This is a genomic window from Ignavibacteriota bacterium (assembly GCA_016218045.1).
Taxonomy (GTDB): Bacteria; Bacteroidota; Ignavibacteria; order SZUA-365; family SZUA-365; genus JACRFB01.
This window is the reverse complement of the sequence record JACRFB010000001.1, coordinates 257,389-278,589: the sequence shown is the minus strand read 5'-3', so window position 1 is coordinate 278,589 and position 21,201 is coordinate 257,389. Positions and strand designations below refer to the sequence as shown.

The following is a 21,201-nucleotide window of genomic DNA, read 5'->3' as shown; positions in this document are numbered from 1 at the left end:
ACGCACTTGTATGACCTACACAATCCGCAGGTTTGCATCTTTTTAACCATCACTTCGTCGTGCCCTCGACGGCTTGTGCAGTTATTACGTCTCTCAGTGTTTCAAGAGACATTCGTTTCTCATGCTCAACAGCGACTTACGGCGAATCCCGGCACGACTCACCTTTCCAGTAACCCGGCTGCAATCAATCATGGATTCGTGACGGAATCCTGCTTGAGCGTACGGCCAACGTAAAGGCCCACATCCACCGGACGATCGTAGAAAACGGCCCGTCGTTGCGAGTGCTCCACATGGAATCCAACAGCTCGAAGCCCCTCAATGAAGGGTTCTGCGATTCGTCGATTTGGTTCGGCAATAATAAAACATCCCTGTTCTGATACCGCCGCACGAAGGAAATTCAATGCCGGTTCGATCATGCGTCTTTCGTACACAATGTCCGATGCAAGCACAACTTCCCAGCGCCGCGACGGCGCCGAGCGGTAATCCAGAAGGATAAAATCCGCCTCACTTCCTGACGCGTTGCAGGCATGATTCAATTCCGAAGCCAGAAGTGCATCGTTGTCGTAATCGGAAAATGTCACGGTAGCTCCGGTCCGGGATGCGATAATGCCTGGCAGGCCTAGACCACAGCCGATTTCCAAAACGTTACGTTGCGCAGTCAGCTCGGGATGTTCTGCGATGTACTCGGCGAGAGCTATCGAAGAGTGCCAGAGTTCCGCCCAGTAAGGGAGTCTTTCATCTCTACGAAATTCGTCTTCGGTGATACGGTCGATAAGTTCGTCCATGCTCTGCGCCGTGGTCAGGCTTAAGGTGTGCCCCGCCAGGTGAAGCTCGAACTGGCGAAGAGGGAAGCGCTGTGAGAGCAGGGTCGTGAGGGTGGTGGGGTCCCGGTGCACGGTATCAGTTACGGTTCCAGATGGAGTCGTTTAACGGCTCCCGCGTTGTTCCTCGAAGTACTTTGCCATCAGACTCCCGAGCGCCACGGACAGGAGTTTTGCATCGGATGTATCGGATCGCGAAGCAATAAGAATCGGAGCCGTTCCACCGACAATCACGTGCGACAGGCGATAACCGGCAAAATAGGTTGTGCTTTTCGCGAGAGCGTTTGCCGTATCGATGTTTGCGGCAACGAGAATGTCGGCCTGGCCAGCGACAGGTGAATCGGTTCCTTTAATCGCGGCGGCTTTGCGGCTCACTGCAACATCGAGTGCGATGGGTCCTTCCACAATGCAGCCTGGGATCTGTCCTGTCCGATTCATTTTTTGAATGACGGCTGCATCCATCGTCGCGGCGACATTGGGATTGATGGTCTCGGATGCTGCAAGAATCGCCACGCGGGGCATCTCATTCCCTAGAGCATGTGCAACAACGACGGCGTTACGGAGGATCTCGACCTTTTGCTGTATGGTCGGCTGTAATGTCACCCCACCATCGGTGATCATGACCAGACGAATTCCGTCCTCGTCCGGATATTCGAACACGAAAGTATCACTGAGCAGACTTCCCGCGCGAAGTCCGGTCTTTCCGTTCAGCACAGCGCGCATCAGCGTTGGTGTATTTACTCCGCCCTTGAGGAGAATGTCGGCCTCGCCGTTCCTTACGATCGCGACTGCACGTTCCGCGGTGGCGGTCTCGTCGACCGCTTCGACTATTTCGTAATTCTGGATCGGAAATTCGGGATAATTATCCGCAGCGGTCTTGCGAATGATGTCGGGATTACCGACAAATACGGGTGTGCCCAATCCGAGATCCACACATTCGATCCCTGCATGGAACGCTGCTTTATTCTCTGCCCCGGCTATCGAAACGCGGCGCTTCGGAAGTGTGCGCACACGGTCGAGCATCTCGTCAAAACTCCTGATGCCCTTGGTTGTGGGGCCCTCGGGCAATTCGAACCGTTCGTGCACTTCGATACGCAGAGGTTCAGCCGCGAACGATTGGCCACGACCAAATGCCTCGTGGTGCAGCGGCGCATCGGTTCCCCCCCATTCATCGATGGCGCGCATCCAGGCTTCGGGAGTACATTGATTGAATGCGGCAAATGCGCCTAGCAGTACCGTCGCGTCAAGACCCTTTCCTTCACCCGCGATGTCTCGAACAGGCAGCATATGGAATGAGCCGTGGACACTGGCAACCAAGTCTTCGATGTTTTCGGGGTACGGGACCGATTCGGTGATGCCTGCAGGCATTCCGATTTTCTCATCATTGACAATGACTGCCACGCCGCTCTTCCCCATCGGAAGATGCCGAAGCGTTTCCATGCGTTCGAGTGACAGAATAAAATCTGCTTCACCCTGTCGGATGGTTGGAGAGTAAATTTTCTCACCCCACCGAATATGACACGAGACGCTTTCTCCATGGTTTTCTGAGTATTGCAGCGTGCTCATTTTTACATCGTACCCAGCATGCATTGCGGCGAGACTCAACAATTCGCCGGCGTCGAGGACGCCCTGTCCTCCGACACCGCAGAGGATTACGTTGACTGTATTCATTGTCGGTTGTGCGATGAATGTTGGGAACTGTGTAGGCGCGTTATTTTAGATCTGGCTTATGATAACCGAGACGCCCTCGGCTGTCAGCTCCTCGCGGAGGGCCTGCTCGATTGACGGTTCGTCGTCGGGAAGAACAGTCCGGATCCGCTTTACACCGACTCCTTCGCAGAGTTTGCGGTAATCCACCTCCGGAGCGACGGAAGCTGCCGCTTCATTGCTTGGTGTTGCGAGGATACACACCGTCGCCGTCCCCCGGTTCTGCACGATATTCGCTAAGGCGGGTAGGCCTGAGTGCATGAAGGTGGATCCAGAAACGACCGCGACAGTACGTTGTGCAATGGATACCCCTTGCGCTAATGACATTCCGAAGGCGACGCTCATGCTGGCGCCGATGCAAAAACATGCGTCCATCTCCTGTGGATCGGCGGGAGGCAACTCTCCAGGATTAAAACACCCGATGTCTCCCACAACTTCAAGCTTCATCCGCTGGAATACGTTCATAAGACCGCGATGGGCGCAGCCGAGGCACAAGGTCGATTGACGTGTAGGGAGCTGCACAGGTTCGGATGTGAGCCCGTGAGCGACAGCACCTTCCGCTGAAAGTCCACGGGCTACGACATCCGGGGTCAGTTCGCCCGTCCGGGGAAACACCTCTTTCCCGATTACGCCGATGCCCATTGCGCGTATCTGCTCCTCGAGAAAGGGATCCAATTCTTCGATCACATAGAGCCGCTTCACGAGACTGGCGAAGTAAGAAATGAGCTTGTGTGGAAGCGGATGAATCATTCCCAGCTTGAGAAAGGATGCATCGGGCAGCACTTCTTTCGCGTACACATACGAGATTCCGCTTGTGATGATACCCACATCCGGTGAACCGACGTCAATTGAGTTCAAATCAAAAGCCTGATTCGCCCACGATTCGATGACAGAGAGCTGCTTCTCGATATGCTCATGTCTGTTCATACCCTCACGCGCGCTTCGTGGCGCCTTCAAACCGCGTTGTTTCGCGCTGCCGCCGAGCGCCTCTTGCAGCGAGCAGATACCACGCGTATTGCTGAGGCGTGTCGTGAGTCGCACGAGTACGGGAAGGTCGTGTTTTTCACTGAGAGAAAATGCCAGCGTAATAAATTCTGAAATCTCCTGCGCTTCCGATGGTGCGAGCATCGGGATTTTGGCTGCACGGGCGAAATGCCGCGTATCCTGTTCGTTGATCGAGGACAGCATCCCGGGATCATCCACTGCTGCGATGACCATGCCGGCATTCACACCGCTATAGGCGGAGGAAATGATGGGATCGGCGGCGATGTTCAGTCCGATGTGCTTCAGGACTGCAAGTGCACGGCTCCCACCTTGTGCTATTCCCAAAGCAACTTCGAGCCCGACTTTTTCGTTGGGCGCGCGTTGTACGCGAAGAGGCGCCAAGTCGTCAGCCGCCTGGAGGATATCACTGATAGGGGAGCCGGGAAACCCAATGGCATATGCTGCGCCTGCTTCATATGCGCCGCGTGCCACGGCCTGGCTTCCAGTGAGAAGCGCGTGTGTTCTCATGTGTAATCCTACGGAAAAAAATGTCTGAATCGAGGCCGGGTTGCTGTGGTCCATCGACCAAAGCAAGATACGTTGTTCAATAGTCTTTCGCCTTTTCCTCACCGCGGAGCACACGGAGTGCACCGAGTGCGAGGGCGAGCATTTCGTGCTCACCGGCATAATTCAGTACCGGTGCTATCCACGAAACGCGTCGTTTCACCGAAGTGAAAACACGCTTGGAATATGACAATCCGCCAGTCATGGCGATTGCGTCCACTTTACCGGAGAGCACAGCGGCCATGGACCCAATTTCTTTCGCGATCTGATAACACATCGCATCGACAACAGCGGCAGCTTCCTGATCTCCTCCGGCAATACGTTCCTCGATGAGTCGAAGATCATTCGTGCCGAGGTATGCAATGAGGCCGCCTTTGCCCATAACCATCTTCTTCATTTCCGTTTCAGTGTACTTCCCGGAATAGCAAAGCTTGATGAACTGTTGCAGGGGCAGTGTTCCCGTGCGATCAGGGCTGAACGGTCCGTTGCTGGACGCATCGTTGACATCGATGATGCGGCCGCCCTTCAGGGGGCCTATCGAGATTCCTCCCCCCAAATGTGCGACGATGATGTTGCTCTTGGCGTATGGAACCCCCAACTTGCCGGCCGCTGCACGTGCAACCGCATGCATGTTCAGTGTATGTGCGAGTGCATTTCGCCGGATGAGAGGGTGCCCCGAATAGCGTGCAATAGGTTCAAATTCATCTGTACAGATGGGATCGACGATAAACGCGGGGACGGACCATTCCGAGGCGAGGGCGTGCGCGAAGGCGCATCCCATATTCGAAGCGTGCTCACCCTGCAGATTCGCATGCGCGTCAGCCAGCATCGCGTCGTTTACTGCGTATGTACCGCCCTGAACCGGTTTCAACAATCCACCGCGACCGGCCACCGCATCGATGTTTCCGCGAACTCCGAGCTTGCTTAACTCCGCTCGGATCTGCCCGAGACGCGTGGGAAATTCATCCCAGATTCCACCCGGGGGTGGCGCATGTTTCACATCGGCCTGCGCGGCCAGTTTTTCGTTCCGGTAGACGGCGATTTTAGTAGATGTGGAACCCGGATTGATGACAAGAACGTGACTCGGAGCAGGCATGAGGACTCCAGGAGAGGGGAGGTGCTGTGTATCTGGGGAACCTGGTGGCTGTTGCACCGGGAAAATATCGACAAACCTACGAAGATGCGGGACGAACAACAACGTTTTTCGGCCAATTTCGACAATTACTACATTTTCCCACCGAATTTATTGACTCCCCGTCGCGATTTTTGTAAATTTATGCGATTTTCGTAATCTAGGCGCTATTCTATGAAACTATCCGATTTTGATTATCCGGTTGTAAAAACTCTCATCGCGAAATATCCCGCGCAGCCACGCGACAGTGCCAGGCTCATGGTCGTGCACAGGAGCACCGGGGAAATCGAACATCGGGCGTTTTCTGACGTGCACGAGTACTTTCGGAAGGGCGACTGCCTGGTGTTGAACGAGACGCGTGTTTTCCCCGCGCGGCTGATCGGCAGAAAGGAAAAAACAAACGCAAAGATCGAGGTCTTCCTTCTCCGTGAGCTCTCGAAAGACGAGCACCTGTGGGATGTGATCGTCGACCCCGCCCGCAAGGTCCGTATCGGCAACAAGATCTATTTCTCGGACGAATTGATGTGCGAAGTGATCGATAACACCACTTCACGGGGTCGCACGGTGCGTTTTAATTACGACGGCGATTTCTTCAAACTCATCGATGCAGTTGGGCAGACGCCCTTGCCTCCTTATATCAAACGGGAGCCAGAAGATTCGGACAAGGACTGGTACCAGACTGTGTATGCGCGTACCGTCGGTGCTGTGGCCGCTCCGACCGCAGGTCTGCATTTCACCAAGCAGTTGCTCGGTAAGATGAAAAAGAAGGGAGTAAACGTCACAAACGTCCTTCTTCACATCGGCCAAGGAACATTCCGTCCTGTCGAGGTCGAGGATTTGACCAAACACAAGATGGATTCGGAATATTTTGAGATCCCTCCTACGGCATGCATTGCTGTCAATCGTGCAAAAGAAGCGAAGCGCAGCATTTTTGTTTGTGGTACCAGCGCCGTCCGTGCGCTTGAGTCGAGCGTGACCACTATGCGGCAGCTTACCCCGGCTCGCAGCTGGACTGACAAATTCATCTATCCGCCGTACGACTTCAAAATTACGGACAAACTGATCACAAACTTTCACATGCCGAAATCTACCCTGCTCATGCTTGTCGCATCGTTTGCAGGGTACGATCTGACTATGAAGGCCTACAAGAAGGCGATCAAGGAAAAATATCGGATGTACAGCTATGGCGACGCGATGCTGATTTTGTAAGCACCCGCCGAGCAAAACGGAGAGCGACGGGCGAAGCGTGCGCTTCGCCCGTCGTATTTCAGAACCACCGGATAAATCCAGCACTCATGCACGCGCAGCCGTCCCCATTCAGCGTATGCATCCCCTCGGGAGGCACGGGAACACGTGTTGGTGCCGGCATCCCGAAGCAGTATTTGCCTCTCGGCGGAAAGCCTGTTCTTGTTCGAACCGTCGACGTCTTTGTCGGTATGGAAGAATGTCTCGATATCGTCATTGCGGCCGATGATGTGGAGCGCTGCAATGATGTCATGCGGCAGTACGGATTCGGAGACCGAGTGCGAGTTGTTGCTGGTGGAGAACGGCGGCAGGATTCCGTGAGCCGCGCGGTTGAAACGCTCGGAGAATCGGATGGGATAGTCCTGATTCACGACGCTGCCCGGCCCCTTATAACATCTGGACAGATTCGCGCGGTTGTTGCGGCCATAACGCAGTACGGAGCAGCTCTTCTGGCACTCCCGGCGCGTGATACAATCAAATATGTGGAGCAACTGGGAGGAGCCATCACACGCACTCTCGACCGCAAGTCGATCTGGCTCGCTCAGACGCCGCAGGGGACTCGTATAAACGTGATGCGTCGCGCCCTTGACGCGGCGCTGAAGGAGGCCTATTCCGGCACCGATGATGCGGAGCTGCTGGAGCGACTGGGATTGAGCGTGTATCCTGTTGAAGGATCCACGCGAAACATTAAGCTTACAACGGCCGGTGACTTTGAAATTGCCGCTGCCTTACTGGCCATTTCAGGAATCAACGAGTGACAGCCGACGAGCGGCTTCTGAACATCAACTCGGACCGGCAGCACCCGGCATTCCCCGGTACGTTATACCTTGTTGGGACGCCGATTGGGCACCCAGACGATCTTTCGATTCGTGCAATCGAGACACTGCGCCGTGCCGATCTCATCGCGTGTGAGGAACGGAAGGAGGCGCAGCGACTGCTACGTCGCCATGGAATCTCGAGTGAGCTGTTCGAGATAAATGAGCACACTGAAAGAGATGCTGCGGAAGACGTCATTGCGGCACTGCGAAGAGGCGCAATTGTCGCCTTGATCTCGGATTGTGGCATGCCCGTGTTCGCTGACCCTGGCGGTCGCGTCGTTCGACAGGCACTTGATGCAGGACTTGATGTACGTGCTGTCCCGGGACCTACCTCTCTCACAACCGCATTGGCGGTGAGCGGCATGGACGTCACGCGGTTTTATTTTCACGGTTTCCCCTCTCCAAAGCGTCCTGAACGCCGTGTGGAATTACGCGCGTTGAAATCGCATCCCTCTGTCCTGGTGTTCCTGGATGCGCCGTATCGGCTGACACAATTGTTGGCCGATGCGGTGGAGGCGTTTGGCTCTCGTCGACGTGCATGCGTCGCCTGCGACTTGACACTCGAAACGGAATTGGTCAGACGTGGTACACTCGCCTCCCTTCATTCGTTTTTTCTTCATCACCCGGGTAAACGGGAATTTGTTGTCATGGTTGAGGGCTATAATAAGCGTGGCCCTCAATAACCTGTTGGACCTGTTTCGCACGACGCTCTGGCTCTCGCAAGAAGTGAATGGTACGCGGTACTAAGGCGTGATTCACGCATCATGTGCATGCGCATGATGCGCTAGTCGATCAGGTCTTACCCGACCGACCGGCTAAAAAAAAAGGCACCCTTGGTGAGGGTGCCTTTCGTGGATAGGGCCGTAATGGGATGGTTGCTTACTCTTCGGGAGTCTCGATTGTGACGGTCACCATGCGGCAGTAGAAACGCCCCTCGGGAGTGTCGTTCGAGAATAACAGTTGCGTGCTGCCAACACCCTTGGTCTCGATCTGTGCACTCCTCCGGAGCGCCTGGATTTCGATGCGGGCATTGTCGGCGCGTTGCTGTGACAGGCGCACGTTGTAATCGGGATCTCCGAGACGGTCAGTGTACCCGACGATTGTCACCTTCGATGTGGGGGTGATGCTGCTTGTATCCTCGCGAATGATCGCCCTGTTGCGCGGGGAAACCGTCGAGCTGTTGAAATCATACAGGATGAGCTTGCTTCGCGTGACGCGGATTCCGCCGATGCGCTCTTCACGCTTGCGCTCGAGAGTCCTCGTGTCGACGGTGATGCTTCTTGTGGCGCTCTTTTCCTGTGCCTTCTTGTCGCGGGCGAAGAGAGACACCTGCACTGGTGCACTGTTGCGTTTGAAGGTCTCGCCAGTGAAAGACCACGTGAACGACGCGGGAATAGTGGATCCGCCGTCCTGTGAATACAGGATGCGGTTGTCCTGTTTTGCAGTGAGGGACCAGCGCTCGAGACCATTCGGAGCATCGAGCTTCGGGATGAATTCCGCCGCTGCGAGCGAAGACTTGTACACGATTTCATCGCGGCGGATCGGTGCCGTCACCATCGGATCGTCTGAAGTGATCTCCACCCGGCGGTTTTCTTCCTGGCCTTCCGCGCTCTCTCGTGCTGATGGATCCGCGGGCAGGTTGCGCGACCTGATCGTGATGCGTCTGGAATCGATACCCCAGACGTCAGTGAAATACGCGCGAACATTTTCAGCTCGCTGCCTGGATAGAGCCGCGGCACCGCGCTCGAGACCCGCATCCGCGTTGTTGCCGGTGATGGTGATCCGCGTGCGCGGATTATCTTTCATCCTGCGGCCGACGATGTTGAGCATGTTTTTATAGAGCCCGAGTTCATCGCCCGTTGCATCCTCCACACGGAACGCGAGTGCCTGATCCGCGGTCAGCAGATTCTGACGCAGGGGCTGCATCGCATCACCCTCGTTGAAGAATACGTAGGTCAGCAACGGGTAGCGCTCGCCAATGCGGATTTCATCCACAGTAATTGGCGATAGGCGTGTGGGAGCGCCCTCTGCGGATTTTCCCTCCATATCGAAATCGACTGCCAAGGGCGCGATTTGCGGTGGCGGTGGGGGCGGTGGTGGTGGGGGCGGGGGAGGAGGCGCGATCGGTTCAAGAAACGCATACTTCAATGCCAATCCGAGGGCGAGGCCGCTAGCACGCCAATCAGCGGCGCTGTTCACTTTCGTCAACGGAAAGCTGAAGCCAATTTCCGGAGTCAGCAGCATCGTCCGTGACAACGGGAAGTCGTACCCTGCACCCAAATCGAGCGCCAGCCGAATTCCGTTGACATCTTGGATTTCACCACTGAACGGTGTGTGCTCCGTGCTGCCGTCGCTGAATTGTTTGTTCGCCGGCGATAGAATTTTTTCTGTCAGCGAATAGTCCTTCGAAACAGGAAAACCGAAACCGAGTCCTGCTTGAAGATGAAGGGGCGACTCCTCAATGGGGAAAAACAAGATTCCCGGTGAGACGAGCAGGTAAGAGACGGAATTGTCGAAGGTCTGATGAACAAGCAGATCTGCTGGTGGCCCAGTCGGCTGTGCGACGGAGCCCAGACGCACGTCGCGTTCAAACACACCGGAATAGTCCTGAAGGCCAAGTCGAGCAGAGAGCAGCAAGCTCGTCGACATGGGGATCTCTACGAGTGCACCCAGGCGGTACGAGAACATGTTGCCATTCTCGAACGTGCAGGTCGCACATACGACGCTACCCTCGATAACATCGTAGTTTCCAGAATGGAGATTCAATTGTGGGGCGCCAAATATCCCGATGCGCATGACGCTTCGGTAATCGGCGGGAGTTTCCTGGGCGCAGAGCGGCGCGATGACGAGCGCCAGAGCCGCGAGGAGTAGCAGGGGGAGACGTTTCATAGTGGAGTGTGCTGAGGTGTGAAGCTCGAGGATCCGTGAGTTCGACGCGGCGGGACCGTTGCGAGAGAGGGTGTGCCGAAGCCGTGAGTCTGGAGAGTCGCGATGCGCATTATCGCGTCAGCACCATTTTGATACTCGTGGCTGATGAACCACTCCGAAGAGTTGCAATATACAGACCTGATGGCTTATCAGCCGCATCAAATCGGAGCTGATAACTTCCGGCTTTCTGATGCTCCGAAACAAGTCGCTGTACTTGGCGCCCCATCGCATCTGTCACGGTAAGTTCGACAAACGCATCCTGAACGAGAGAATACCTGATGAGCGTCGATGGATTGAATGGATTTGGTGCGTTCTGATGAAGAGTGAGGTTCCAATTGTCGGTAATCATCCTGCTCCGATCTGCATCACAATATCCGAGCAGTCGGAATATTCCATCCTGCCTGGACTGTACGCGCGCCCGTCCTGAAGTGAAATCAAATGACGGAGACAGTGAGAGAGTACTCGCCACATCGTCACCGATGAGCACAAGAAACTCTACGTACACGAGCACGCCTGCGCCATTCGTGAGAGCAGGGCCGCTCGCGGTAATAAGAAATGTACCTTGCGCGGTGATGTCGCCGGTGACGGTTGCGCCGGGTGATTTTGTCCCCTGCAGAACGACACGTTCAGGATACAGCATTGAGGAATTGTACCGAATGGCGCCTTGCCACGAAGTGACGTTGGCTGATCCAACGTCGGTGTTCAGCATGATTGGTACTAGAACACGTTGATCGACAGTACCTTCAACGACAGGGATTGACAATGTTGCGGCTATAACATCGTCAAGTCCCCTCCCGGTGAGTATGGCGCTTCCGTTACCCGAACATGGGCTGTCGGTGTCGAAGAGGAGGAAAAGACCATCAAAGACCTGCGCCGATGGCGGAGTGAATGTCACTGGGATGGAGACGGTGTCTCCAGGCTGCATTGTTGATGGCAGCATCGAGGAGGGCGATCCGAGTGAGTACGCGCTATTTGCAGACCGGATTGCCGCCAGGCGGATGGGGAACGGAAGCTGATTTTTCAATACAGCCCGACGAGCAGGCGAACTCGTGTTAATGGAGATTGTTCCGAAATCGACAGAAGAGATGAGTGTTGGAACCGGTTCGCGGGCATCGACTGACACGAGGGCTTGCAGTGAGCTTGGCGCAGGGAGGCCAGCCACACTCAGCTCGCAGGTGGCGGTATACACACGGTCGCCTGCGGCATCCGGAGAAAATCGCAGCTCAACCAGTATCGAATCGCCCGCAGATACCGAGCGCGGCAGCGCGGCGGGAGTGATTCTGTTGAATCGTGCCGCATCTATGCCGGTAATTGATACCGTCTCAAGCATTCCATCCTGTGCGAATGAGTTTCGGATGACGATGCGGACGACAGTGTCGATGCAATTGGGCACCGCACCCAGCTCGCGAGCGGCTGCGGTGATGCTGCCGCCAGCCATGGCCGTGATATCTAGACGAAGCGAGTCATCGCACGGCGTGTTTATCCGCATCCATGCGGAGAATGCCTGCGAACCGGTGGTCTGGGGTGTAAATGTGATGGTGAACTGAATCGAATCCCCCGGGCGAATCGTGACAGGCGGCGGCGGTGTCATGGTAACGCCGGCGGGGAGATTTGTTCCGGAGATCGTGAACGGGGAGGAACCCCGGTTGGGGATCCATATGGAGCGTTGCGTGGGCGTTCCAGTTGGGATGGTTCCAAAAGGCACCGAGCGTGGCGTGGGCAAAGATTGAGTGACACGTGTGCCCGCCAGTGGCAGGTCTACGCGAGGGATGGTCGCATCCGTTGTGGTCACGGTCAATACCGCCTGTGTGTTGCCGTCAGGTACGGAGACAGGCGCGAATCGGATCGTAAATACTCGAGGTGCTCCCTGACCAACGGTTTCACCGGGCACAATGGGATTCAACAGAGAGTACGCGCCTGATCCGGTCCCCGTTATAGAAGCACTGCTGAGAGTGAATCCCGCGCTGGTTGTGTTGACTAGCGTGTCGCTCAATATCTGTTCCTCACATTGGGCCTGACTGCCGAAGAGCAGCGGATTCTGTGTGAAAAGCAGGCCGTCTCCGGTACTCCCACTGAGTTGTACGCACAACGTGTCGGCGCATGGCGCATCAAAGAGGATGCACGCGGTCGCGATTGCGGTGCCTGCCGCACTCGGAGCGAATCGCACCGGTATCTCCAGCGAGTCGCCCGTGGTTAAAACGTGCGGAAGCGTTGGTGATGCGGAAAAAACCCCCGAGGGGGATATTCTAATCGCCGCAACTCTTGCGGAGGCCAAATTGATATTGCGGACGGTAAGGGAAGCCGTTACACTGCCGCCGACAACGACGTTCGTGAAATTAAGCGGCGTCGGAGTGACACGCAGATTTTCCAGTTCATAACGAGCTCTCAGTACAACGAGAAGCTCGGTGCCGCAACGACGGCTTCGCACACGGAGTGTGTCGAGATACTGACCGGCCTGTGTGGGCTCACAGGCAACATCGATCGATTGCATGGAGCCTGCGGAAATTGTCAGCGGCTGCGTTGTCGCTACGGAAAATGGCGCTGAGAGTTGCTCGATGATATCCAGCGTATCGTCCACTGTGCCCGTGTTGTCGTACTCGATCGTGCGTGTGACACTTGAGGCGCAACGAGGTACAACCCCGTAGTCGATTAATGGCATGCGCGCAGTGATCGCAACTGAATCGCGCATAGCGATAAGTGGGAGTGTGAGGTCCGGTGCGTTCGGATCATTACTGATCACGTGCACCGTTCCTGTTTTCCTACCTGTGAAGCCCGCGTCGGTACAGAAGATCAGCGGTTGGGACTGCCCCGTATTCAGCGTAAGTGGAAGCCCGACGGCGGTACCCAGTGTGAAAGCTGAAGTCGGATCAACCGAGATTGCCGACACCGTGACTTGGCGTGCGGAATTGTTCAGAAGTATTACTGTGTCACACAGACCCGTTTTTGCGCAGGGATCGAGCTTGTACACGAGACTGTCGGCATCAAAGCCTATCCCGTCAGCGCGTGCGAGGCCAAGTATTGCGGCGCGCAGTGTGTCTTTGCACGGCAGGGATGTGCCGGCACATAGCGATGTGAATAGTGAACCGGCCGTGAGTGGATTGTACTTCACCGTGACTTGCAACGATTGGCCAGGTTTCAAAAGATGCGGAAGTGCCGGAGGCGATACAAGAGATACAGCAGGGTGCGGCGCATCAAAGAATAGTTCCGTGATTTCTATGTCCAACGCGCCCGCATTTGTTATCTGCACGTTGCGCGTGGGCGAAGCGCCGATATTGATCGTACCGAAATTCACCGGCGCGGGAGTAAACGACAACGGACTATTGGTTGCAACGCCGGTAAATGGTACGCGAATCGTGTCAGAACACGGCGTTGCAACGATTAAAAGTTGCATTGCCGAGAAGCCCGCCGCAACTGGATGGTAATCTATGGTGACGCTGATGCTGCCGGCGGGTTGAAGAGTGGCTGGAAGTGTCGGAGATGTGATCGAGTACACGACGCCTGCTCCGCTCAACGAAAGTGCCGTGACAGTGAGAGTCCGCGTGCCCGGATTCCTCAAGGTGATAACACGCTTCACGCTGTTACGAATGCATGCGGTGAAAACGGTTGAAGTATCACCTTCAATTCCGATTTCCGTCACGGTTCGGCGACCTGTTAGTGCTATCACAGATTTGTTTCCCGCGGTCGCGTCATTGTGTTCAATTGTCAGTGTGGCATCACTCGTCTGTTCCAGAGGTGATGAATACTCGATGACGACGTACACGGAATCACCGGGATTGACCAGGGTCGCTGGTCCGGGCCGCAGCACGCGGAAATGCTCCTTTTGTGGCCCGTCTATTGTGAAGCCGAGTAGGGCAAGCGTGCCACGTCCTGTGTTTTTCACAGCCACGCTGTCGATTCTTGGTGGCCGGCACGCTTGGGTGCCAAGGTCCATCGAAGTTCGAGTTGTTATTTGAGGTGATTCGGTCCCTTGGGCGCTGAGTGGAATGCACGTACTGTCCACACATGGATCATCCCACACGATACACACACTTGCAGCGATCGATTCAATCCGTGACGGAGTGTACCGGACGGTCACACTGGAGCCTTGGCCCGGTGCAAGTGAAGTTGGGAGTGTGGGTCCGGACACGAGGCTCAAGGATGCGGTCGAAGGCACGACAGCTATCGATTTGATGCGCATCACGGTGGTGCTTGAGTTGCTGAATGTCACAATCTGCTGCGCCGTTTGTCCGACAGTAATAGGCCCGAGCCGGATGAGTGCAGCTGGGACGGTGACGAGGGCCGGTTTGACGGCACGGCCACGGACGGTGTATTCGACAGTGTCGGGACAGGGGCCGACCAACAGCCTGTAGGTGGCGGATATCACGCCGGTGTCGTTCACCGAAGGAGCGAAGCGCACTGTGTACGACATGCTGCTGTCCGGACGAATCGGACCAAATGGTCCTGAATACACGTTGGGGAAGAGATCCGTGCCGGTTACAAGCTCACGTGCATCGACACTTGCAATGGTGTTGCTGTTTATGCTGGTGAGAAGAAAAGTTTTGTCGCGTGTGCTTCCCGAGCAAACATCTCCAAAATCGATGGTGGTAGGATTGGCAACAAGATGGTTCTTTCTCCAGGTCGCCGTGAACGGAATGAGCACCCCTTCAGGACAGCTTGGGTTTCCGAGCATGAGACGATACATGCCGCTTGCATTCCCCAGTTTGCGTGGGGAATATCGGAACTTGAAAACAGTTGGTCCTGTGAGTATGGTCCCGATCGGCGGGGAGACTACCGTGACTACCGAATCTCCGGTTTCATGATTGAATCCTGTGAACGTGGGATTGGTGTTCCCGAAAGGGGAAATGGTGAGCTCGAGCTCTGAATACACGGTTCCGCACACTGGAGGAAATGTCAAACCGCTGGGTGTCGCCGTTCCGCTGCTGTAGTTCTTTGTTCCGTTGAGTCCTACTTTCCATTGAGGGTATGCAGGATCGTTGCTTTGAATGGTCATTGTATCATTGGTCAACGGACCAAACGACGATGGTGCGGGTGTCCAGCGAATGGTGACGGGCTGTATCTGTCCGGGCTGAAGCGTCAACGGAAGAGCGGGTCCAACGTAGGAGAAATCTGGCCGGGAGAATTTTATTCCGTTGACCGGTATAATGAGATCGGCTATTCCGCGATTCGAGATCGTGTATGTCGTGTCTTTCGATGTGGCGCACGTGAGCGTCCCGAAATCAACCGATACAGCGCTTAAAGAGATATCGGGCGATGGAGGTGGTCCGGTGTACTTCAAGATAAACCCGAGAGGAATCGGTCCTCCGCCCAGCGCTCCACCCGATGCCCAGCCGTTTTGGAAGTTGTTGAAATCGAGTCGGGTGATTGCACCCGCGCCACCGCCTTGAGGCGTAAACGTCTGCCAGCTTGCCCCCGCATTCTGCGTGTACCCAAGCGGATCGAACGCGTTTGCAACCCAACCAACGGTCTGATTGAGAAAGAACACGCTGCTGTAAAAATTGGCACTACCGTTCAATGGCGGTTCTGCAGGGAAGGGCGACCAGGAGCTCCCGCCATTTGTTGTCCGATACACGTTTGTTGGTCCAGCAGAATTGTACCCTGAAAGAGTCCCCACTTGATCGTCAAGGAATTGAAGTCCCTCAATCAGCGCAAAAGAGCTTCCTCCGGGAAGGTTCGAGGAGATGTCAGTCCATGTCGACGGCGGACTGAATTTCAACATGGTGTTGTTGCCGCCACTGATGTACCAGATTGTTCCCGCACAATGGACGGCGTACAGTGGATTCCCTGTACCAGTGCTCTGCACGGTCCAGGTGTCCCCGCCATTCGTAGTGTAATAGGCCACTCCGCTTTGACCCACGACCATGCCTTCGGTTGCACTCTTGAAATAAATATCGAAAAACGATTGTGACCCGCTAATTCCACTGGTTTTTGCGATCCAGTTTGCCCCGTAATCCACAGTTTTGTAGATCTTCGCATTTGAGCCGCACACCCACGCCGTGCCGGTGTTCTTTCTCGCGCAAGCACCGGACCAGAACGGGAATGAGCTACTGAGTGCGGGGCTGAAATTTGCGGTATCCACTTTCTGCCATGTCACACCCCCTGTGGTTTTTCGTACGATGCCGGATAGGTTCGTCGGAACGGCGGCTCCCCCGACCGCTATCCCTCGCCCGGTATCAAACATGGCAATGCTCCACAAACCGGGAACATTCGATGGATTGATCGGCTGTGCGACCCATTGCTGGGCGTGCACGGCGCTCGCCAGAAACATTGCAATGATGAATGTGAATGATCCCTGGTTCCAACGTCCGGACATATCCGTGTTCCTTGCAAGCAGATTGAGTTTACCGCATCAAATAAAATAGGCAGAAGGGGTTGAATCATCAACCAGCCCGTCTCATCAATAATAAGTCGCTATTCGCCGAGACAAAGATCGTCAATGAGGGCCGCAAGACACGTTTGGTCCTGCTCACCAAACGTTGTCAATGCGAGACGGGGATCCAGCCTTTGACACTCAATAACATTGCACACAGAGGGGCCGGTATCGTGAGCAGGTTCTCAGCATCTTCCACCGGCAGCGCGGTACAAAGGGCACCCTCCCTACCCGCGAGTACTTTCTCAACCCACTCCGGTTCATACAGCATTGCCCTGCCCAACGCAGCAAAGGAGCATCCTTCTCCCAGGGCATGCAATACATCATCAGGCTGAATAAGTTTCCCGACTCCAATCACAGGAGCGCGCCCCACGACTCGAGAGATGATACGCGAGGTTGGCGTGCGGGCATCGCTGCGGTCACGCAAGGATCCTTTCGAGTATTCGCGCGTCGAGACATGGAGATAATCCAACGGACGTTCGCAAATCGCATCCACCAAGGCAAGCGTATCTTCCAGCGTTATTCCCGGTTCTTCGATTTCCTCCGGCGACAATCGATATCCTACCGCAAAGGGCCGCGAGGCAGCGGAGGCTGCTTCGAGTACCGCGTCCAGAGTCGCCAGCGGGAAGCGCATCCGGGCCTCCAACGAACCTCCCCAGAAGTCGTGCCGACGGTTCGAATGCGGGGAGAAGAACTGCTGTTGTAAATATGTGTTCGCCCCGTGAATTTCCACACCATCGTATCCGGCTTCTACAGCGCGGGAGGTTGCGCGCGCAAAATCCTGAATAGTGTTTCGGATTTCTTCATCCGACATTTCGCGCGGAGTGTCCGCGCCAGGTCTGGCGGCGGCAACGGCGCTTGCGCACAGAGGAGCGTGTCCTAGTAACGTTGCCGGGCACATGCGGCCACCGTGATGGATCTGAAGAATGGCGAGGGCGCCCTGCGATGTAATCGCAGCAGCTCCGGATCGAAGTGATGGGAGCATGTCATCGTCATGACATCCCCATTGTCCTGGGAACGCATGTCCCGCGGGGTTCACATAGCAGGCGGCAGTCACAAACAGCCCAGGACCATGAGCGCGTCGTGCGATGTAACGAAGTTCATCGGGATGGATTGTTCCATCTGGATATGAGGACCACGTGGTCATGGGCGCGACGGCGATTCGGTTCGCTGCTCGCACTCCTGACCGGAATTCGAACGTGTCAAACAATGGGGCGAAACGATCGTTCATGCAGTGCTTGCGAAACAGTGCGCAGAAACGCCTATACCGCCGATGCGTTCGAGGCGCCAGGTCGAAGCATCGCCTTAAGGGAAAGATTCTGTGTCAGCAGGTAATAGGCGCCAATCACCATGACAGTCGAATAATTGATGAAATGCATGATGGTGGCGTATGCAACGGCATCGGCGTAGCTGAACTGGAGCAATTGCATCGTGGCAACACGAGCGGTCACATGAAATACACCGAAAGCTCCGGGCGTGGGAGCCACCGCGTACGCAAGCGCCGTGATGGCGAATACCTTCACGGCATCGAGAATGCTGGGGGAAGCCGCACGGCCGCTGTCAACCGCGAAAAACATGATGAATAGCGGGGCCATGTATAATGCATACATCAAAACCGTCTCCCCTACCACCAGGACGATCTGACGAGCGTTGCGTAGTGCCCCAAAGCCCTTCTGAAGCTTCACGAAGACCTCAAGCAGCTTCGTACGAATGCGCTCAGGGAACGGCCTCGAAATGAATCCTGCGATTTTCAATCCGACAGCGCTCGGTGCGATGATAAGAAACATCACTCCGAGTATTATGGTCGGGTATACAAGATTCTTCACCGCTGTTTCGAAGGATGCAAGCCCCGCAAATAGAGAGGTGTCGATGAGCAGCACCGCGGCGATCACCAAGAGAAGCGCTACGGTGTCGATGAATCGTTCGACAATGATAGTGCCCAGAAGGCCGCTGAAGGTTGCTCCGCTCTCTTTCGATTGTTCCGCGGTTACGTATGGCCGCGCGAGCTCGCCACTCCTGGGAATGATGTTGTTCATGAAATACCCGACAATCACTCCCACGAAAAGCGTTGAGATCCGAATTTCAGGATGTATCGAAGCGAGCATGACCTTCCATCTATGCGCGCGTACGAGATGCGACAGAACGATGATCGGAATGATCGACAGAGCAATCAGATAATTTGCAGTCTTGAAGCTCTCCCCAAGCTCTGAAAAATCTACCTTCCAGATGGAGAAATACAGCGAGAATCCGACAATGAGAATCGTCACTGTCGTTTTGGCCATGGAAAGGAGCTGCGGGCGGGTCAATGGCATCTATTGCGGAATGTGCAGGTACAACACGGTCTTCGGGAAGCTACTGGAATAAGGACTGATCCGCAAGACCAGTGCGCACTCAAAAAACGAGGTGTTGGTGTGATGTATCGGCTAAGCTGTGCAGAGCAGATGAGGCGTGCCGAGTGGAACGAAAGCCCGCGAGAAGCTGGCAACACGAGCTCAAACACGAGTGCTGAATAATCGGCATTTGGGATTTTTGGTATATTCCCCGCATGGAAAAATCACGCAGTATACGCAGTCTCTCCGATCTGTATTCCATTGTTCCAGGCGGAATCGCGCCTATCCCTGAAGACATGGCAGGGAAAACTCCAATCCAATCGTTGGTGACACTTTTAGTGGGTTTTGAGAAGAGCGGCCGCCGAGGGAGTGGTGTGACAACCATCCAAGGTTTCCATCACACCAAGGAGGATCTCCTCGACCTGGCGCGACGTCTCAAGGCGCTCTGCGGCGCGGGCGGGACGGTGAAGGATGAGACGATCGAGATTCAGGGTGATCACCGCAGCAAGGTAGCGACAGAGCTCGAGCGGCAGGGCTATAAAGTGAAGGTCCGTCGATGACAGAGGAAGTACGTGTCACATTGTGACAAGGACCTTCGCATTTGCGATGTTGCCGCCTTTTGTCGTAAGTGATACCACATATAATCCGGGCGCAAGATCCCGGAACGGGAGGGAAACGGATTGCACTCCAGCATGGAGGGTGCAGTGATATGATAGCACCATACGGCCAAAGCTGTTAAAGAGACGGAGTGACGCAACGTCTTCACAAGGTGAGGCCACGGCGACTATGAGTGGCTGTCGATCATTCACGCGGTAAGGTTGAGGATAGAGGGCTCTGATATCGAAATCTGACACCGATCGACTGGACGTATGTATGACCGGTGAATAGTCGTACGTCCCGTCATAATCAACTTGTTTCAACCTGTACCACGCTTCCGTGATGTGCGGATCCAAGTACGAGTAAATGGTGTTTCTGGCTGACGAACCAGACCCAGGAACAAAACCGATGCGTACAAAATCGGTGCGATTGGCTGAGCGCTCAACCTCATAGCCTGCATTGTTGGTTTCACGGGCAGTGATCCACATCAATTCAACTCCGTTGTCTCGTACGCGCGCATTGAACGAAATGAGTTCAACCGGCACATTGAGGAAGCGGAAAAACCCAATGTTAGAACTGATGGTAGCGGTGCTCGGCGAATTGCGTGCAACTACACGCCAGTAGCTTGTGTCCTGGTATTGGACCCGCGGGATAGTCATCGTTGTGTCGAAAGTCCTGTGTTCTCGATATACAGGAATGAAGCGGCTCCCTGCTGAAAGCTGAAGGGTGTACTCAACACTGTCGTGTGGGTTGAGAGTTCGTGCGCGATTCCACGTGAAAACCAGTGACGAGGGTGGTATCGAGTCCTCTAGAAAAATAGGACTCAGAAGCATGAACGGTTTGGGTGGTAGATACTTTGTTGCCACTGACAACGAAACACGCGAATCCAGAGCAAGAGTGCCGTACGAATAATGCCAACCGCATGTGTCACTCTTCAAGAAGAGGTCGAACGCAGCGGTCATGTATCTGCGTGCAAGAAGTTGCTGTACCGGTCGCGTCATGGATCCATTCGGATCCGTCCAGTCCCCTATCGGATTATCCATGAAGCGGGTATGGTTCGCCCCGGCCAAGAGTGGAAGGCTTTTGAAGGCGGAGGCCGCGTTGTACATGGGCTGCTGGTTCTGCGCAGGCTGAGTGATCCCGTCTGATGCCCCTGAAATAAGACATACAGCTCCGAAAATGTTCGGCATGGCTGATACAGCGGAGGGAGATGTCTCGGCAGGCGTTATCGGCGCCGCGATCCGGATACGACTGTCATATGACGCGGCAAGTAGAGACGCTCCCCCACCCATTGAGTGGCCTGAAATCCCAGCAGCGGAAGTGTCGATGAGACCTCGGAGGAATCCGTTGGAAGCCGTGTGCTCTCCGCGCAGCCATTGCAAACAAGCGAGCAAGTCGAGCGCCAGCTGTCCATGCTGTGTGTCCACGAACTGAGGTGCGATGACGATATATCCACGGCTCGCGAGGTGTTCGTAATAGGAAGTGTAATACGTGTTTTGAGCAAGAAATCCGTGCCCGAAGGCGATCATCGCGTAGGGAGCGCCGGTGGAGTCGGCAGTGGCATTCTGTGATGCTGAAATTGCAGGGTAATACACGCGACAGCTCATGGTGCGAGTTCCCCGTGTTACGGTCGCAGTACGCCACCCGGCGGAAAAACGGCCGGGATCTTCCGGCGGACTGCAGTTTTGCGCCATCGCAACGGCGGTGA

At 55.2% G+C, this 21,201-nt stretch carries 13 protein-coding genes; 4 read left to right on the top strand and 9 right to left on the bottom strand.

The features are described 5' to 3' along the window. Positions 1 to 188 precede the first annotated feature (188 nt). The 4 genes from HY962_01045 to buk form a co-directional block, all read right to left on the bottom strand. Positions 189 to 785: a methyltransferase gene (locus HY962_01045; GenBank protein ID MBI5645489.1), complete on the bottom strand. Its 597-nt coding sequence runs from the start codon at positions 783 to 785 to the stop codon at positions 189 to 191. A 141-nt stretch (positions 786 to 926) separates the two neighbouring features. Next, positions 927 to 2,492, bottom strand: coding sequence for a bifunctional enoyl-CoA hydratase/phosphate acetyltransferase (locus tag HY962_01040; GenBank protein ID MBI5645488.1), 1,566 nt, complete (start codon positions 2,490 to 2,492; stop codon positions 927 to 929). Between the two features lie 45 nt (positions 2,493 to 2,537). After that, entirely contained in the window at positions 2,538 to 4,004 is a 1,467-nt protein-coding gene (locus HY962_01035) for an indolepyruvate ferredoxin oxidoreductase subunit alpha (protein ID MBI5645487.1), read from the bottom strand. Between the two features lie 112 nt (positions 4,005 to 4,116). Beyond that, positions 4,117 to 5,172 (bottom strand): butyrate kinase, encoded by a 1,056-nt coding sequence (gene buk / locus HY962_01030; GenBank protein MBI5645486.1) that lies wholly within the window; start codon positions 5,170 to 5,172, stop codon positions 4,117 to 4,119. A 210-nt stretch (positions 5,173 to 5,382) separates the two neighbouring features. Between buk and queA the strand changes: the two genes are divergently transcribed. The 3 genes from queA (at position 5,383) to HY962_01015 (ending at position 7,954) form a co-directional block, all read left to right on the top strand. After that, positions 5,383 to 6,417 (top strand): tRNA preQ1(34) S-adenosylmethionine ribosyltransferase-isomerase QueA, encoded by a 1,035-nt coding sequence (gene queA, locus HY962_01025; GenBank protein MBI5645485.1) that lies wholly within the window; start codon positions 5,383 to 5,385, stop codon positions 6,415 to 6,417. An 86-nt stretch (positions 6,418 to 6,503) separates the two neighbouring features. Beyond that, the gene (ispD, locus tag HY962_01020; GenBank protein MBI5645484.1) at positions 6,504 to 7,211 is read left to right on the top strand and encodes a 2-C-methyl-D-erythritol 4-phosphate cytidylyltransferase; all 708 of its coding nucleotides are present in this window, start codon (positions 6,504 to 6,506) and stop codon (positions 7,209 to 7,211) included. Beyond that, positions 7,208 to 7,954 (top strand): rRNA (cytidine-2'-O-)-methyltransferase, encoded by a 747-nt coding sequence (locus HY962_01015; protein MBI5645483.1) that lies wholly within the window; start codon positions 7,208 to 7,210, stop codon positions 7,952 to 7,954. Before ispD ends, HY962_01015 begins: the two co-directional genes overlap by 4 nt. 196 nt (positions 7,955 to 8,150) lie before the next feature. On the opposite strand, the gene HY962_01010 is transcribed toward HY962_01015, so the two are convergent. The 4 genes from HY962_01010 to HY962_00995 form a co-directional block, all read right to left on the bottom strand. Beyond that, on the bottom strand, positions 8,151 to 10,160 hold the full coding sequence (locus HY962_01010; GenBank protein ID MBI5645482.1) for an OmpA family protein: 2,010 nt from the start codon (positions 10,158 to 10,160) through the stop codon (positions 8,151 to 8,153). 109 nt (positions 10,161 to 10,269) lie between these two features. After that, entirely contained in the window at positions 10,270 to 16,509 is a 6,240-nt protein-coding gene (locus tag HY962_01005; GenBank protein ID MBI5645481.1) for a choice-of-anchor D domain-containing protein, read from the bottom strand. Positions 16,510 to 16,675: 166 nt separating this feature from the next. Then, complete coding sequence (locus HY962_01000) at positions 16,676 to 17,797, bottom strand: NADH-dependent flavin oxidoreductase (protein MBI5645480.1); 1,122 nt, start codon at positions 17,795 to 17,797, stop codon at positions 16,676 to 16,678. 31 nt (positions 17,798 to 17,828) lie between these two features. Further along, positions 17,829 to 18,848: a flippase-like domain-containing protein gene (locus tag HY962_00995; GenBank protein ID MBI5645479.1), complete on the bottom strand. Its 1,020-nt coding sequence runs from the start codon at positions 18,846 to 18,848 to the stop codon at positions 17,829 to 17,831. Positions 18,849 to 19,270: 422 nt separating this feature from the next. Between HY962_00995 and HY962_00990 the strand changes: the two genes are divergently transcribed. Continuing rightward, complete coding sequence (locus HY962_00990) at positions 19,271 to 19,456, top strand: hypothetical protein (protein ID MBI5645478.1); 186 nt, start codon at positions 19,271 to 19,273, stop codon at positions 19,454 to 19,456. A gap of 15 nt (positions 19,457 to 19,471) precedes the next feature. Here the strand turns inward: HY962_00990 and HY962_00985 are convergent, their stop codons facing one another. Beyond that, positions 19,472 to 21,100: a hypothetical protein gene (locus HY962_00985; protein MBI5645477.1), complete on the bottom strand. Its 1,629-nt coding sequence runs from the start codon at positions 21,098 to 21,100 to the stop codon at positions 19,472 to 19,474. Positions 21,101 to 21,201 lie beyond the last annotated feature (101 nt).